At 41.4% G+C, this 14,115-nt stretch carries 14 protein-coding genes; 10 read left to right on the top strand and 4 right to left on the bottom strand.

Translation table 11 applies throughout. The annotated features are described in order from the left end of the window. Window positions 1-35: 35 nt before the first annotated feature. Window positions 36-1,448 (bottom strand): YfcC family protein, encoded by a 1,413-nt coding sequence (locus tag ACFI4Z_RS05590; protein WP_462669709.1) that lies wholly within the window; start codon window positions 1,446-1,448, stop codon window positions 36-38. Between the two features lie 305 nt (window positions 1,449-1,753). Between ACFI4Z_RS05590 and ACFI4Z_RS05595 the strand changes: the two genes are divergently transcribed. Continuing rightward, window positions 1,754-3,085 (top strand): ABC1 kinase family protein, encoded by a 1,332-nt coding sequence (locus tag ACFI4Z_RS05595; RefSeq protein WP_462669710.1) that lies wholly within the window; start codon window positions 1,754-1,756, stop codon window positions 3,083-3,085. A gap of 24 nt (window positions 3,086-3,109) precedes the next feature. On the opposite strand, the gene ACFI4Z_RS05600 is transcribed toward ACFI4Z_RS05595, so the two are convergent. Then, on the bottom strand, window positions 3,110-3,760 hold the full coding sequence (locus ACFI4Z_RS05600) for a DsbA family oxidoreductase (RefSeq protein ID WP_462669711.1): 651 nt from the start codon (window positions 3,758-3,760) through the stop codon (window positions 3,110-3,112). Window positions 3,761-3,958: 198 nt separating this feature from the next. Here ACFI4Z_RS05600 and ACFI4Z_RS05605 point away from each other — a divergent pair, with 198 nt between their 5' ends. Further along, window positions 3,959-4,417, top strand: a complete 459-nt coding sequence (locus tag ACFI4Z_RS05605; protein WP_462669712.1) for a hypothetical protein — start codon at window positions 3,959-3,961, stop codon at window positions 4,415-4,417. Window positions 4,418-4,434: 17 nt separating this feature from the next. Here ACFI4Z_RS05605 and ACFI4Z_RS05610 read toward each other — a convergent pair whose 3' ends face one another. Beyond that, complete coding sequence (locus ACFI4Z_RS05610; protein ID WP_462669713.1) at window positions 4,435-5,652, bottom strand: M24 family metallopeptidase; 1,218 nt, start codon at window positions 5,650-5,652, stop codon at window positions 4,435-4,437. 22 nt (window positions 5,653-5,674) lie between these two features. Beyond that, the gene (locus tag ACFI4Z_RS05615; RefSeq protein WP_462669714.1) at window positions 5,675-6,964 is read right to left on the bottom strand and encodes an NAD(P)/FAD-dependent oxidoreductase; all 1,290 of its coding nucleotides are present in this window, start codon (window positions 6,962-6,964) and stop codon (window positions 5,675-5,677) included. 271 nt (window positions 6,965-7,235) lie between these two features. Here ACFI4Z_RS05615 and ACFI4Z_RS05620 point away from each other — a divergent pair, with 271 nt between their 5' ends. The 8 genes from ACFI4Z_RS05620 (at window position 7,236) to ACFI4Z_RS05655 (ending at window position 14,042) form a co-directional block, all read left to right on the top strand. After that, entirely contained in the window at window positions 7,236-7,460 is a 225-nt protein-coding gene (locus tag ACFI4Z_RS05620) for a hypothetical protein (RefSeq protein WP_462669715.1), read from the top strand. 3 nt (window positions 7,461-7,463) lie between these two features. Further along, entirely contained in the window at window positions 7,464-8,465 is a 1,002-nt protein-coding gene (locus ACFI4Z_RS05625; protein ID WP_462669716.1) for a 4-hydroxyproline epimerase, read from the top strand. A 13-nt stretch (window positions 8,466-8,478) separates the two neighbouring features. Then, window positions 8,479-9,975 (top strand): aldehyde dehydrogenase (NADP(+)), encoded by a 1,497-nt coding sequence (locus tag ACFI4Z_RS05630; protein WP_462669717.1) that lies wholly within the window; start codon window positions 8,479-8,481, stop codon window positions 9,973-9,975. 132 nt (window positions 9,976-10,107) lie between these two features. After that, window positions 10,108-10,776 carry a GntR family transcriptional regulator gene (locus tag ACFI4Z_RS05635; RefSeq protein WP_394188993.1) on the top strand — a complete coding sequence of 223 codons (669 nt, stop codon included), beginning with the start codon at window positions 10,108-10,110 and terminating at the stop codon, window positions 10,774-10,776. Window positions 10,777-11,107: 331 nt separating this feature from the next. After that, window positions 11,108-12,550 (top strand): amidohydrolase family protein, encoded by a 1,443-nt coding sequence (locus ACFI4Z_RS05640; protein ID WP_462669718.1) that lies wholly within the window; start codon window positions 11,108-11,110, stop codon window positions 12,548-12,550. A 51-nt stretch (window positions 12,551-12,601) separates the two neighbouring features. After that, on the top strand, window positions 12,602-12,955 hold the full coding sequence (locus ACFI4Z_RS05645) for a hypothetical protein (RefSeq protein WP_462669719.1): 354 nt from the start codon (window positions 12,602-12,604) through the stop codon (window positions 12,953-12,955). A gap of 150 nt (window positions 12,956-13,105) precedes the next feature. Next, window positions 13,106-13,456 (top strand): DUF6559 family protein, encoded by a 351-nt coding sequence (locus tag ACFI4Z_RS05650; protein WP_462669720.1) that lies wholly within the window; start codon window positions 13,106-13,108, stop codon window positions 13,454-13,456. Window positions 13,457-13,628: 172 nt separating this feature from the next. Beyond that, window positions 13,629-14,042, top strand: a complete 414-nt coding sequence (locus ACFI4Z_RS05655) for a hypothetical protein (RefSeq protein WP_462669721.1) — start codon at window positions 13,629-13,631, stop codon at window positions 14,040-14,042. Window positions 14,043-14,115: the final 73 nt, after the last annotated feature.

A 14,115-nucleotide genomic window follows, 5' to 3' on the forward strand; every position in this document is an offset into this window, starting at 1 on the left:
GTTGCGGTGGTTTTTGTTTTTAAACGCGGCTGCTTTTATCCACCGATTGCGGTGGGTTGTACATCAAGGCCGTAACCAAACATAACAGCCAGTACCAATACAATTGACGCTGCAGTCATTAGTTTTAGTAATAGCGGTAAACAAAAACGGAACCAATGCCCGTAAGGGACACCCGCCATACCCAATATGCCCATTAATACCGCATTGGTTGGAATGATCATATTTGAGAAGCCATCACCAAATTGATAAGCCAGCACAGCCACTTGACGTGGTACACCGACAAGATCGCCCAGCGGCGCCATCAGAGGCATAGTCACGTAAGCTTGACCAGAGCCTGAAGGTATAAAGGTATTTAGTAAGGTTTGAATAACTAACATGCCTACGGCTGATATTTCAGCGCTCACATACGATAACGGCAGTGACATACCATGCACTAAACTATGCAGTATTTGCCCGTCTTCGAGGATTAACGCAATACCTCTTGCAACACCAATTAAAATAGCCGTAGTCACAAGATCAGACACACCTTCAATAAAGCGGTTAGCTGTTTCATCAGCAGATAAACGCCCTAATACAGCAATAACAGCACCCCAAGCAATAAATACACCGCCTAACTCATATAAGTACCATCCCTTGGTAGCAATGCCCCAAACAGCGATACCTAAGGTAATAATAAAACTACCTAATATCAGTTTATGGCGCATCGCAAGCGCAGGGTAATGGGGAGTGGCTTTATCACTTAAAGGGCACGGCACATCGAGCATCATTGATTTACTAGGGTCTGCTGCAACGCGCTTAGTGTATTGCCATACGTGATGAAAACCAATTAATACAAATGGTACAAAGATTGCCAAACGCAACCATCGGCCTGAATAGACTGGTACTTCAGCAATTTGTTGTGCAATGAGTACGGTAAAAGGGTTAAACGCTGATACCCCATAGCCAATACCATAACCTGCTACAATCATGCCTACAGCGGTCATAGCATCGAGTCTCATAGCTTTACATAACGCAACTAAAATTAATACAAAAGGAATATATTCGCCTGCTGTACCAATACTGCTTGAGGCTAACGCAAAACAAAAAACCACCATGAATATTAAACGTTGTGGTTTTTCGCCGTGGCGTTCAAGTAATCGGCCAATCAATGCATCAACAGTGCCCGTGGCACGTGCAATAGCCAGTACACCACCTACTATCAATACAAAGAAGATCACGTCTTGCGCGGCGGCAAAAGCACGGGGGATAGTTGTTAATAAATCCCAAGGGGTTAAATAATGGCGCTCTGCAACGGTTTGGTAGGTGCCAGCCATGACCATTTCACGGCCATTTTCAGTCAAAGTGGTATCAAAAAAACCTTGCGGTACTAACCAGGTTGCGACCAATGCAGTGACCATCATACCAAGCAGTAAAATCAAAGTATGCGGGACTTTGAAGGTATTACTCATACGTTCTCCATATTTTTAATTAAGACAGCAAATAACGATATATGCCGATTTTTGCGAAGGAGAATAGCACGACTTACTAAGTCAAAAGTAAAAAAGGGACAGTTGTCTGTAAAGGATTGTAACAATAATCGCGCCTGCTTTTAAAAGAGAGTAAAAGCGCTGAAGTAACTAGTTCTCAATATTTAACTTTTTAGTTTATGGCGCATAAGTAGTGCATTTTTATAGAAGGCACAAAAGGATCTAAATAGTGTGGTTTGACGTAAGATATAACCATTAAATAAACACAATTTGAAGCGTTGTATTGTATGAGTAAGTCAAAATCGGTGCCAACATCGCGATTTGCAAGATTAAGTAAATTTGGATTACTGGCATCAAAGGTCGCTGGTAACGTGTTGCTTGATGGTGCGAAAACAATGGCAAAGGGTGAGAAGCCTAATCGGCAGTCGTTGCTGATGTCAGCAAAAAATATTGAAAGCCTCGCAGAACAATTAGCGCAACTTCGGGGGGCGGCGATGAAGCTAGGTCAGCTCTTATCGATGGATTCAGGAGAATTATTACCCCCTGAGCTGAGCCAATTACTTGCTAGGCTAAGATCAGAAGGACATGCCATGCCACACAAGCAGCTCGTGGGTGTGTTTAAGTCTCAATGGGGAGAAGAATGGCTCGACAAACTTTCACATATTGAACTCAAACCTTTTGCTGCCGCCTCGATAGGACAAGTACACAAGGCAACGTTAGAGAAAGGGCAAACACTGGCGATTAAGGTGCAGTACCCGGGCATCGCTAAAAGTATTGAAAGTGATGTTGATAACTTAGCCAGCTTGCTAAAGCTCAGTGGTTTACTACCCAAGCATATAAATATAGATCCCCTAATAGCTGAAGCTAAGCAGCAACTTTTGGATGAATCTGATTATGAACGAGAAAGATCGTACTTAGATAAATATAACCGTTACCTTGCATCATTCCCGCAGTTTAAAGTGCCACAAAGCGATGCATCATTAAGTACAAAACACATTTTGGCAATGGAGTTTGTTGAGGGTATAAACCTTGATGAGTGTGTAGGGTTGGAGCAAGCGCAAAGAGACGAGCTCGCCAGTAATTTAATACAGTTGTTCTTCCATGAATTACTGCAATTTAATACCGTTCAAACAGATCCTAATTTTGCTAACTATTTATATCAGCCTGCTTCAAAAACGATTGTACTACTTGATTTTGGGGCAACTCGGCAGTTATCAAACGTAATTTGTGATGGCTATTTAAAGCTCTTTGCGGGCGCAATTGCAAATGATCAGGCAAAGATAGCACTCGCCGCAGAGCAGATAGGCTATTTTGATAGTCAAATAGACGAACATTACAAAAAAAATGTGCTTAATATATTTAAATTGGCGTGTGAGCCTCTTTTGATTGACGAGGCTTATGATTTTGCAGCAAGTCCACTTGCTAAACAGATACGCGATAAAGGCCTTGAAATGAGCACACAAAAACAGCAATGGCATTCACCGCCCATTGACGCACTGTTTGTGCACCGCAAACTTGCTGGCTTGTATTTGATTGCCGCAAAGCTCAATGCGAAGGTGAATGTCTATCAGCTGTATCAGGCATTTTTAGCTGACTATGAGTTAAGTCACACCACGTAACTAGCATTACGTGGTGCTTAAGCGTTATTGACTGTCTTGCTCTGCTATTTGCTTAAGGGCTTGTACAAATGCATCGCTTGGTTGTCCGCCGGTTAATGCATATTCATCATTTATAATGAATGTAGGTACAGAAGTGATGCCCATCTTTTGCAGTTTATTTTGTTCACTGCGTACTTCTTGAAAAAACTCACCACTGGCTAAAATTTCTTTTGCGCGAACTTTATCAAGGCCAACACTTTGCACCACATTTAATAAGCTTTCTTCATCGTTCAGATACAGCAAATCGGTAAAATGTGCTTTAAAGAACGCCAGTTTTAATGCGGTTTGCTTCCCCTCGGTTGCTGCCCAAGTCAGTAAACGATGAAGATCAAAACTGTTAATCATGATGCGTTTACCATCAAGATTAAAAGTAAATCCTGCTTTTTCACCCATCTCTAAAATATGTTTTCGGTTTTCATCGCCTTGCTGTTCAGTTAGGCCATATTTTTGCGCTAAATGCTCGTTTAAATCTTGCCCTTCTGGTGGCATGTCAGGGTTAAGCTCAAAGGGTTTCCAGCTTATTTCTGCGTTAAATTCGTCACTTAATTGGGCTAATGCGGTTTCAAGGTTTTTATAGCCAATAATGCACCAAGGGCACATTACGTCAGAGACGATGTCGATTTTTAGCTTTTTCATTGGAGAACCTGTTTTGATCAGTATAGTGAAGATATGCAGGCACACATCACAAAGATCAAGGTGGTACGCCAAAGATAGCAAATTAAAGAGAGCTCAATGTATTGAACAGTTTTTTACAACCTTAAAACACTCTCTCACAGTATTAAATGCAATAGCACATACAATCATTATTAATCCAGCTTTTATAAAGGCAACAAAATGAAAAAGGCATTCATTGTTTTATTACTATTAACCGGTTGTGCTTCAGGTCCAGGTATCGATCGAGCTGAAGAAAACCAAATAGTAACTGAATTCTATGCAACCGTTGACTCTGTTAGGCCTGTCGAACTGTCTTCACAAATGAAAACAGGCATCATGATGGGAGCGGGGGTTGGTGTAATTGAAGAGTTAGACGGTAATCATGAAGATATGATTTCAGGTGCGATTGCCGGGGCACTTATTGGCGGCTTATTTACAGCTTTATTTGAAGGCAATGATGAGGCATATGAATATCAACTATCGGCTCAAAGGCAAGGCGCTTTTTCGATTGTGCAAAAAGAGCAATTACCCTCAGATACCCAATGCGTTAAAGTACGTGTAGCCGATAAGGCAACACTGGAAAAAGCACCAAACGAATGGTGCGAAAATAATGAGTTACTAACACGATCAGCCATGTAGGCTGATCGTTTAACGCTTTACCCTAGACCAAACGGATCATCAATACTGTGGGCGGGCTCAGTAAACCATTTAGGTCCGTTCTCGGTCATGTAAAAATGATCCTCCAAACGTACACCAAACTCACCTGGCACAACCAGCATGGGTTCATTACTAAAACACATGCCTGTCGCGAGTGGTGTTTTATTACCCCCCACCAAATAAGGCCATTCGTGAATATCTAACCCTATACCATGGCCTGTGCGGTGAGGACACCCAGGTGTTTGATACTCTGGGCCTAACCCTTGAGCCGTTAAATAATCACGTGCGCCAGCATCAACAGACTCACATGTTTGCCCGATTTGAGCAGCATTAAAGGCGGCAATTTGTGCGGCTTTTTCATAATCCCAGAACTGGCGTTGGCGGTCGCTTGCTTCACCAAACACATACGTACGCGTGATGTCAGACAGGTAATCATGTACTTTACAGCCAGTATCAATCAATACCATGTCGCCTTTTTTAAGGATTTGTGCATCCTTTACCCCATGCGGGAAAGAGGTGGCAACACCAAATAACACAATACAAAAATAATTACCCGGCGCGCCTACCTTTTGGTGAGCTTGCTTGATGAAGGCTTCCACTTCAGTGGTGCTAATACCTTCGTGTAACATGCTCGCGGTTGCTTGATGTACAGCGAGAGTCATGTCCATAGCACGTTGCATTAGTTTCAGCTCGTTGGCTGATTTATGCATACGACAATGCGCAGTGACAGGTTGTGCATTAATCAGCTTTAAGCCATTTTGAGCTTTGTTTATACCATCAAAAATAAAAAACTGTGCGCTTTCATCAATGCCAATTGTGCCATCTTGTGTAATGCCCATTTCGGTGATGACATCGACAAATAGTTGGTATGGGTTTTCATGCTCTTGCCAGCCACGAATAGGCCCATCAATCACTTTAAAGCCATTTAACGAACCAATTTCAAAATAAGGCGCAATATACTGCACATCACCTTTTGCAGGTAAAATAGCGCCCACCATACGCTCACTGGCGTACCAGCGCATGCCAGTAAAGTAAGTTAAGTTTGTGCCAGCGTTCAAGTAAATAGCATCAATATTATTTGCTTGCATGTAGGCTTGGGCTTTTTTAATTCGCAATTGATATTCTTGCGCTTGAATCGGTGATAGGTCTTCAGTCATATTAGTTAGACTGGCAAGTGCTTGCTCTTTGGTGTGGGTACCAATACCTTTGGTCATCATAATTGTCTCCTCGTTAGTGGGGCTATTGTGCGTGTGGTATGTGTGAACTGCAAGCTGCATGAGTTGAAAAGCGGCTAATGCAATAAGGGGTCGTATCTACTTGGGTTGGTTTTTTTAAACATAATGCAGTAATAAGCTCACCTGTAATAGCACCCTGTGTAAGGCCTAAATGCTGGTGGCCAAATGCAAAATAAAGGTCTGAGTGTAAAGGGGCCTCGCCAATAACTGGCAACGAATCAGGTAGAGAAGGACGACATCCCATCCACGTACTTTGAGCATGTAATGAAATAGCCGACTTATTGAGCATGGCCTTGGCGTTAGGCAATAATGCTAACGCGCGCTTGTTGTTCATTTTTCGTTTAGTACCTGCAAACTCAACTGTGCCAGCAACACGTAAGCCTTGGCTCATTGGCGTCATTATAAAATTACGCTCGGCTGAGGCAACAGGGCGTGACAGGCCATAGTTACTTGCTAGCATGCAGTGGTAGCCTCGCTCAGTGTCTAAGGGAACTTTATATCCAAGTGGTTTTATGAGGGTGTCGCTCCATGCTCCTGCAGCTATAACCACTTTATTAACTGCATATTTTTGTTCATCGCTGACAAGTGTATAACCGCTGTCATTAGGTTTAATTGCGGTAATTTTACGCTGACAAAATTGCCCGCCTAATGCATTAAACTGCTCTGCTAAGTTTAAACAAAACAAGTGCGGGTCAACGCTGTGGGCAACGTCTTTAAACATCAAAGCATGGGTAATTGTGTTTGCTAAATTAGGCTCAAGAGCTTTCACTTGATCAGCATCGAGTAAATCTACAGCTATGCCTTGAGCTTGGTAGCTGTTTAATAGATTCATAATTTGCGCCATTGGGGTTTTTTCAAACGTAAGCAAGCTGCCTTTTTTAGTTAATAAATAGCCTAAGTTATACTCGTTAAGTAGCCTTTCATATGCAGTAATAGCGCCGTGGTTTAGCGCTTTTAGCGCCTCAGAGTTTGCTCGATAGGTATCTTTATGCATGTTTTTTATAAACAACCAAAACCAAGGAATCGCCTTAAAAGCATGGCGCCAATCTATCCTTAATGGCCCTAATGGGTTTAATAGCATGGCTGGGAGCTTTGTAATTAATGAAGGGTGTGCGAGAGGAAATACCTGCTCTGTAGCAAAATGCCCCGCATTTCCCTTGGAGCAGCCTTGCGCTAATCCATTTTCATCATACAAGGTTACAGAAAATCCAGCTCGTTGTAGGTTTAATGCGCAACAGATACCGATTATTCCAGCCCCAATAACACCAATGTGCTGTGTGTTTTGCTCTGCCAAACTAGTTACCTCTCAATGTAATCTACGATGCTAGGTTGCGAACTTACTGCTTACACCCACATTGCATTTGCTTATAAATTATTAAATTAAAACGTTTAAATATGTGTGCTTCATATTTTTAATTTACTTATTTTCAGTCAGTTAACTCTTTATAGCACGGTGTTGGTTAACTGATTGAATAGTCAGTTTTAACTATTCGCTAAATAGGATATTGATTATTGTATACAATATACTTACTATATCAAGCCTAAACATCAATCAGGTAATTAAAATGACAGTAAATTGGCAAGGAGTCTTAGATGCAGTAACGACTCAGTTCAATGCAGAGGGCGCCATTAATTTTGCAACAACAGCAAAAATGCTCGATGAGGTTATTAAAGCAGTTCTTCACAACGAAACTATTAAGTATATACCAGACGTAAAAGCTGCTTTCGCGTCGCTCAGTAATCAAATGACGGCAAGCCGTTTTGACTTAACTAGATGTAAATTGGACTAAGTTATGCGTAAAGGCACCTTTTTTTGTATTGACGGCCACACCTGTGGCAACCCAGTACGGCTTATAACCAGTGGTCACCCGTTACTAAACGGGGGGAGCATGAGTGAAAAGCGCCAAGATTTTTTACAAAATCATGATTGGATTCGACAAGCATTGATGTTTGAACCCCGTGGGCACGATATGATGTCTGGTGGTTTTTTATATCCTCCAACAACACACGATGGTGACGCGGCTATTCTATTTGTAGAAACGTCGGGCTGTTTACCCATGTGTGGTCACGGCACAATGGGTATTGTTACGTTTGCGTTAGAGCATGGCTTGTTGCATGCAAATGTGCCAGGAACACTTAAGCTCGATACACCTGCAGGACGTGTTGAAGTCAATTATGAAATGATTGACGGTAAAGTCCAGTGGGTCAAAATTTTTAATGTGCCAGCGTACCTAGCACATCAATCAATCGCTATAACCATACCCGAGCTGGGTGATCTAGTTGTAGATATCGCCTATGGCGGCAACTTCTACATTATTGTTGAGCCCCAAGGCGACTACAAGGGCATTGAACACTTTACAGCTAGCGAAATACTCAAATATAGCCCAATGGTTCGTGATGCTATTAACGCAAAAGTACATTGCATTCACCCACAAGACTCAACAGTACAAGGCGCAAGTCATGTGCTGTGGACGGGGACTCCAAAAAACACCAATTCAGACGCTGCCAATGCTGTTTTTTATGGCGACAAAGCTATTGATCGTTCGCCGTGTGGAACAGGCACCAGTGCCCGCATGGCGCAGTTATTTGCTAAAGGCAAATTAGTGCCACAACAAAGTTTCATACATGAAAGCTATATCGGTAGCCAATTTATAGGCTGTATCGAACAGGTAACAGAAATTGCAGGTATAACCGCTATCCTACCAAGCATTCGCGGTTGGTCTCGGGTAACCGGCAGCAACACAATTACAGTTGACGACGATGACCCATACGCATTTGGGTTTCAAGTAATCTAACGAGGAGCAAAATATGACATTAACAGGACAAAGTTTAGTAGCAGGGCAGTGGATTGGTGACTCTGCGAATGGTGAATTTAACGCATTTTCTCCGGCGCGTAATGAGCCACTACCAACGCGCTTTTTTAACCTCAGTAGCGCTGAGTTAGACAATGCTATTGATGCTGCTCACAGTGCTTTTGTGGAATATCGAAAAACCAGCTTTGCTCAGCGGGCTGATTTTTTAACATCTATCGCGGATCACATTTTAGCGCTTGGCGATGAGTTGCTTGAGCAAACTCATCAAGAAACTAATTTACCAATGATGCGTTTGCAAGGCGAGCGTATGCGAACCGTTAATCAACTTAAGGCGTTTGCAGTTGCTCTGCGTGAAAACCCAGAATCACCACTAGGATTAAAAGTAGTGGATGAGGCAGATGCCACAAGAGCGCCATTGCCAAAACCACACACAGAGCTTAATTATTTACCGCTTGGGCCAGTGGCTGTTTTTGGTGCATCTAATTTCCCGTATGCCTTTTCAACACTCGGTGGCGACACGGCAGCAGCACTGGCAGCAGGTTGCCCAGTCATTGTAAAAAATCATACGGCGCACCCAGGAACGGGTGAGTTAATGGCACGCGCGGCGCTTGCCGCTATTAAAGAATGCGCAATGCCATTAGGTGTATTTGCGATGGTGCAAAGTAAAGCTTACGATACATCGCATCAGTTAGTAGCAGCTTCAGCAATAAAAGCAGTGGGCTTTACTGGTTCATTTAATGTTGCAAGCAAACTGCAAGCAACCATTGCCAAGCGCGATGAAGCAATCCCATTTTACGGGGAGTTAGGTAGTATTAATCCGCAGGTTATCATGCCTAATAAAGCAATACACCATGGCAAAGAAATAGCACAATCACTGTGCCAATCATTGTTAATGGGCAACGGTCAATTTTGTACCAGCCCTGGACTTTGGTTAATACCTACTGGATGCGACGAACTTGAAGCTCAAATAATAAACTCAATTGAAAGTGCGCCATCCGATACATTGTTGACGCCAGGCATTGTGAAAACCTTTAAGCAACAAATCACAGAGCGAAGCGAGCTTTGTAATGTAGAACTACTTGGTAAAGGGCAACTTGAGCAGGAATTTCATGCTAATGCACACGTATTTGCATGCAATGTGGATGCGTATTTAAAAACCCCAGCGTTGCACGAAGAAGTATTTGGCCCTGCGGCGTTAGTTGTGCGTTACGATAGTGAACAGCAGCTAATGGCTGTTATAGCACAGTTGCAAGGGCAACTAACCGCCAGCGTGCATGACACCGACGCTGACTTAAATAAAGCCGATAGCCTTATCGAAGCGCTACAATATAAAGTGGGTCGTTTGATAAAAAATCAGATGCCAACGGGCGTTGAGGTCTGCGGCTCGATGAATCATGGCGGTCCTTTCCCAAGCTCTACAGACGTACGCAGTACCTCTGTAGGAACAAATGCAATGTTGCGATTTGTGCGCCCTATTTGTTATCAGGCATAAAATAATTAATGCGGGAGTCAATATTGTATATTCCCGCATTCCTTTATAAACGCTAGCTGAGGACGGAATCTAACTTGGCATCTCATGTTACTTGGGTATAATGTATGCTAAATGCAATATTTAAGGAACACCATGGCAATTGAGCATAAAACCCGCACCCAATTAGTTGCAGAAGCAATTCGTGAAAAAATATTAACAGGCGAAATTAAAGCCGGTGATCCGCTTCGTCAAGCTGCATTGGCTGCTGAGCTTAATGTAAGCCGTATTCCTGTTCGCGAGGCGCTGCTTCAGCTTGAAGCTGAAGGGCTGGTTAACTTTGAGGCCCATAAAGGTGCCACAGCAACAGAGCTTTCAGCATCACAAATTGATGAAATTTTTGATTTAAGAGCATTACTTGAAGCAGAACTACTAAGCCACTCAATAGGCGGTTTAACAGATCAAGACCTAATTGATGCAGAGCTTATTTTAACTGAGCTTGAAAGCGCTATGGATGCAGGCGATACGCACCTAGCAACGGGCGATTTAAACAGCCGCTTTCATGGTAAATTGTATTCACGCGCACAACGGCCACAAACTCGTGAGCTGGTTGATATGTATAGTAAAAATTCAGAGCGTTATGTACGCATGCATATTTTACTCGCCGGTGGCCTAACAACTGCGCCAGAAGAGCACCGCACATTGTTAGCTCACTGCCGTGCAAAAGACACACAAAAAGCATGTGAGTTTTTAAAATCGCACATACTGGGCGCAAAAGACGACATTAAAAAGCTATTGCTTAAAATAGAAGATGAAAAAAGGTAGTTTTAAATAAGGCCATGGTAACGCAGCATTTTGTGCAGGTGGAATCTTCACCGTGGTCTTTCATTTCATTATTATTGGCTGAACAATGGTCTTATTCAGTAATAACTTCTGTACGGCAACCCCCCCGTAATATGCCAATCAAGCACCTGTAACCCCCTCTAAAACACCCTTTAAAACAACAGCAAATCCTTTTTATATTTTACGTGAAATAGCGATAACTGATTGAATCAAAATAGGAACTCGGCTATGGTTGATTCATCAATAAAAATAAATTTTAACGAGTTAACCTACAGGCTCGTTAGCTATTTAATTAATTTCACATGGAAGTATCATGTTTAAAGTATTATTACTCTCAGTTTCATTATTTTCTTTTGCCTCATTAGCACAGAGCAACGTTCTAATAGAGAATGTCACTATCGTTTCATCTCACTTGCAAGCTCCCAAAATGCAGATGAATGTATTAATAAGTGATGGACGAATTACCGAAATAACTAAAAAAAAGATTACATCCTACGATCTTAAAATAAATGGTTTAGGTAAATTTTTAACGCCAGGTCTTATGGATAGTCATGCACACGTATCGTCAATCCCGGGAATGGGATTTGGCGTTGAGCCAGTGGCGATTAAAAATCCAAAACTCGTCAATGCTTATTTTAAACAACAGCCAAGAAGCTTTTTATATTATGGGGTTACACAAATACTTGATCCAAATCCGGGAGTGAGTTTCAATTATTTTACGTCGGCGCCTCATCATCCTGATTATTTTCGCTGTGAAGTATTAACATCAAAAAACACTTTTCCATATGTAGAGAAAACAGACGATCTATCAAGATCAATGTTTACTTATTTAATTGATGAAAGTGCACAAGCGAGCGCAGAAAATTCAGTAGAAAGATTAATCGGTAAAATTGCCGATTCAGGTGCTTCGTGTATAAAGCTTTATTTTGAAGACGGTTATGGTAATGCTAATCAATGGGCAACACTTTCAGCTAATACACTAAAACGCATTAAATTAGCGGCTAAAAAGTCTAATTTGCTGATAGTTGCGCATGCTAATGCCCTAGATATGCAGCAATTAGCACTTGCAGCAGTTGTTGACGTTATCGCTCATGGTATGTGGAATTGGGGGCAATATAATCGCGAGCAAAATATACCTAAAGAAATAGCTAACACGCTAGATAAAATAATTAATGACGAAGTAGGTTATATGCCAACACAAAGAGTGATTGCTGGCTTAGGTGAAGTCATGCTCCCTACTATTGTTAATTCTCCTGAATTTTCATCTATTACTCCTAAGTCACTTATTGATTGGTATAAAACCACTGAAGCGCAATGGTTCAAAGAAGAGCTTCGAATTGGCTTTGATGGAATGCCTGACCAATCAATTTCAGATGCATTTTTATATGGGCGAATAGGAAAAGGTAATAAAGTTATTCAATACCTAAGAGGCGCTGACCATCCTATTTTATTGGCATCGGATTTCCCTGGAAGCCCTAGTTTTGCTAATCAACCAGGACTGACAACCTATCAAGAAATGAAAGCGATGGTTAGCGCAGGGCTATCGCTTGAAGACGTAATGGCGGCGGCAACCATTAATAATGCTAAACAATTCAAAATTGAAAATAATTACGGTACGGTAGAAGTTGGTAAAATTGCGAATCTTCTACTGCTTAAAACAAATCCTTTAGATTCTATAGAATCGTGGAATAGTATAGAAACGGTTATCTTACATGGAGAGCCCATAGCTAGAGAAAGTTTGGTAGTCAATAAATAGCTTACAAGTAATTAAAGAGTGTAGTGGCATAGTTAATTACTAAGGAAAGTCATGAATTATAAAAACGTTTACCTCCCAATTAAAGCATTAGCTTTATTATCTTTTGTTTCTATCGCTTTGAAGTATTGGGGTCCAAGTGAAGTGGGCTTTTATTTGCTGCTATCGCCTTATGCAGTGTTGTTTTATCTGTCAAATGCTAATAATTATCGAAACACCAAACTTACGATTATAAGAAGTATTCCTGCGGTACTAACACTGCTGTTAGTACCTTTTTTGTTGTTTGGTATTGAGCCGGATGCGCAAGCAGGAATAGGAATAATGTTTGGGCTGTTGTTGCAGCTAGCATCTATTAGTGCAGCGGAATTAATCATTTTATTTTTTCTCAATGACGAACAGAGAGTTTAATTTGCAGTAAAAATACACGCTTTTAAACAGTAAGTACGTTATATGGCAATAGCCATGTTATTAAAAGAGTGAGTGAAAGTCAGCTAATGTGTTATTTTCAATAACCGTGATTGCGCTCAACATAGCGTTTAAAGTAAAGGAGATACATTCATGTTTGGTAAAAAGTCGACAGTTCGAAAGTATAAATACAAACTTCGCCCTGCATTAGCTAAAAGGTATGGCGCAAGTGCAACATACACAAAAGGGCAAGTTGATAAAACGGTAGATGAAATGGGTTTTAATAGGCGTCATATTCATTACGCATATTTAATGTATTGCGAACCGGCTACCTATAAGGCTAATACGCCTGAGAACGAATCAATCGATTCAATGAACAGCACAATTTCTTCAGTATCTGGAGTGGGTATTTTAGGGGCACTTTTTGGAACTTCATACTACAGTGACGGAGGCGATGGTGGAGGTTTTGGTGGGGGAGACGGCGGCGGTGGCGGCGGTGACTAATGAGCGTAGCAGTGATTATTTAATAAATTAAGGGCGGTTTTTTGACGGTTAATCCATCGTGTAAAGCTTGAATAAATCATAAAAAAAAGAGTTTAACCTATAAAAACAAAAAACGAGTGAAGCAACGGGCTTGTTCAATACCGCTGTATTTTATGTGAAGTTGAGGATGATAATGAGAAAAGCTATTTTAATATTAATGACATTGACCTTGTATGCATGTTCTTCGACGCCTAAACTTGATGCAAATGAAGAGTTTGAGCGGCTTTACATTGCGCTTGGAATGGAAGAAATATTAAGCTCATTCGGCGGTGAAATAAACATCAGTCCCGAGCAATTATTTTCAGAAACGCTGAGAGACTTACCTGAAAGTCAAAAACGAGTTTTTATTGAATCTATTCCATCAAAAGTAATGACCGATCCTATTAATGTAAATGCAGCTAAGGTTGTTTTTAAAACTCAACTTCTCTCACTATTAACAGCAGAAGAGTTAAAGCTTGCAGCAGATTTTTACTCTAGTGATGCCGGTTTAAAGGCCCACAGAGCTATTATTGATGCTGAGGTAGCTGTTTCTGAGTCTTTAGATTAATTTAATATCCCATAACACACATATAAGTTTTCACTTTATCAATGTGGCCGGTTTGGGTAAAACGCCGTGATGA

Source organism: Pseudoalteromonas sp. RWi3, assembly GCF_054960735.1.